The organism is Pararhodobacter aggregans (assembly GCF_003075525.1).
GTDB lineage: Bacteria > Pseudomonadota > Alphaproteobacteria > Rhodobacterales > Rhodobacteraceae > Pararhodobacter > Pararhodobacter aggregans.
The window spans coordinates 1-2199 of the sequence record NZ_QDDR01000030.1; the positions used below are offsets into that span (position 1 = coordinate 1).

At 71.0% G+C, this 2199-nt stretch carries 3 protein-coding genes; all 3 read left to right on the plus strand.

The features are described from left to right. Positions 1-748 precede the first annotated feature (748 nt). On the plus strand, positions 749-1186 hold the full coding sequence (locus DDE23_RS25270; protein ID WP_157958120.1) for a curlin: 438 nt from the start codon (positions 749-751) through the stop codon (positions 1184-1186). 92 nt (positions 1187-1278) lie between these two features. Continuing rightward, entirely contained in the window at positions 1279-1695 is a 417-nt protein-coding gene (csgH, locus tag DDE23_RS24805; RefSeq protein ID WP_107755224.1) for a curli-like amyloid fiber formation chaperone CsgH, read from the plus strand. 116 nt (positions 1696-1811) lie between these two features. After that, positions 1812-2199: curlin (locus tag DDE23_RS24810; protein ID WP_107755225.1), on the plus strand; the 388-nt coding region annotated here is incomplete at its 3' end.

Consider the following 2199-nt stretch of genomic DNA (forward strand, 5'->3'; position numbering starts at 1 on the left):
CGGCTGTGGAGGTGTTTCGCCCTCGTTGCCCGCTGTCGCGGGCGCCTTGGGCGACCAGCGGGGGGCATTCTGCCCCCCGGACCCCCCTGAGGATATTGGAAGAACGAAGAGGGGAAAGGGCGCCCGTGGCATCCGTCCCGCGGCCAGCATCCGGCGCGTCCGTCGGTGGGGTCAGGGCGCGCGCCTCGGGCTTTCATTCTGCCTCAAATACGCCCTTCCGACCGCGCCGCGGGGGCCGAGGCCGGGGTGGGGCGATTCGCCTCGTTTGGCCGAATCGCCTCGGCCAGAGGGGGCAGCGGCTGCCGCGGGGGCAGGCGGTGGGCCCGGTGGGGCGCTGTCATCGGATAACAGCGGGGCGCGCGCGGGGGCGATGTGCCCCCGGCGGGCGGCGGTCGCGGGGGGGTGTCAACAGGAGCGCGCCTCGGCCGGGGACAGGGCGGGTCGGTGGGGCTGCCGCGGGTTCGGAGGCGAATCAGCGCATCATCAAGGGCTTAGCCAGGGAGCCCCCGCTTGTTATCGGATAACAGACCCCCGGTTATCGCCCCACGGCGCGGTGATTTTGTCTGACCCGGGCCGGGCGGCCAGATTGGTCTCATCGGAAGCACAGACCGCCCCGGACGACCCGGGGCACCGGCGCTCCCCGAACGACACGACAGACAGACGATCCACCCAACCACCCAACCCCGACCACCCCATTCAACCCCCGGCCACCACCTCATCAGGCCACATCCTTACGGAGACCCAGACCATGTTCGCCAAATCCTTCAAAACCCTCGTCCTCGCCACCCTGATCGGCGCCACCGCGCTGCCCGCTCTCGCCACCGGCGGCCATAGCGTCGTGGTCCAGCAGAACGGCTGGAACAACCAGGTCGGCGGCGGCCAGTCGGGCCATCGTCAGCGTCTGACCGTGATCCAGAACGGCGGCTCGAACATCGCCGTCGCCACCCAGGACGGCCGCCGCAACGACGCCGCCATCGGCCAGTCGGGCTGGAACAACACCGCCACCACCGACCAATGGGGCCGCCGCAACACCGTCGGCGTCGCCCAGATGGGCAACAACAACGCCGCCGATGTCGGCCAGTACGGCCGCAACAACGTCGCCGCCGTCGTGCAGCTGGGCGACAACAACTCGGCCTCGGCCACCCAGACCGGCGTCGGCAACGTCATCGCCATCGTCCAGCACTGAACCCGTCCCCGGGGGAGCGTCCCCTCCCGCTCCCCCTCCCGCCGCGGGGTTCAGCCCCGGACCCCGCGGCCCCTGACCCCGAGGATCCCGCCATGCGCAGCACCAAGACCTTCCCCGACCGCCGCATCCAGACCCGCCGGGCACCGGCTGTCCTGCTCGGCCTGTCGCTGGCCGCGATGGCCGCCTGTTCGGCCGCTTTCGCCGAGAATTCCCGCCCCGCTGCCCCCGTGGTCTGCGAGATCGCGCTGGAGCCCGCCGGGTCCGGCACGCTGATCACCGGCCGCGTCCATGCCGAGCGCGCCACCCAGGGCAGCTATGCCATGGCCATCACCTCGACCGGCGGCGGCGGCCGGACCACCATCCGCCAGTCGGGCGACTTCTCGGTCGCCGCCGGTGGCACCGAGGTGCTGGGCGAGACCCGCCTCTCGGGCAGCCCGCGCAACCATACCGTCGATCTCGACGTCACCGTCGGCGGCCGCGCCCTGACCTGCGCCGACGCCCGCCTGTAACGCCCGCCTGTAACGCCTGCCTGCCGGGGCCCTGCTCCCCCCGGTGCCTTCTTCCAAGACCTTTCCTTCTGTTCTTTCCGCCAGCCCCCATTCCTCCTCTGCCAAGGATCAAAGCCATGAAAACCCTCGCTTTCGCCGCCGCCCTCGCCGCCTCGACCGCCCTGCCCATGGCCGCCTCGGCCGGAGGCTCGGTCGCCCTCAACATCGCCCCCTCGAACGCGCAGGAGGCCCAGGCGCTGCGCATCGGCCTCGCGCTCTATGCGCTGCACAACGACATCCAGGCCAATGGCCATGTCACCCAGCACGGCGTCAACAACGCCGCCGGCATCGCCCAGGGCGCGACCGACCAGGCGATCATCCACCAGGAAGGCGCGGGCCATACCGGCACCGTCAGCCAGACCGGCGGCAACAACGCCTATGGCCTCTTCCAGTTCGGCCAGAACACCAACGCCGCCGTCAGCCAAAACGGCGGACAGACCGGACTCACCCTCCTGTTCGGGTGGT

Bases quoted from the DNA above. Each gene is read 5' to 3' on its own strand.
- DDE23_RS25270 (WP_157958120.1), top strand. From the start codon at position 749: ATGTTCGCCAAATCCTTCAAAACCCTCGTCCTCGCCACCCTGATCGGC.
- csgH (WP_107755224.1), top strand. From the start codon at position 1,279: ATGCGCAGCACCAAGACCTTCCCCGACCGCCGCATCCAGACCCGCCGG.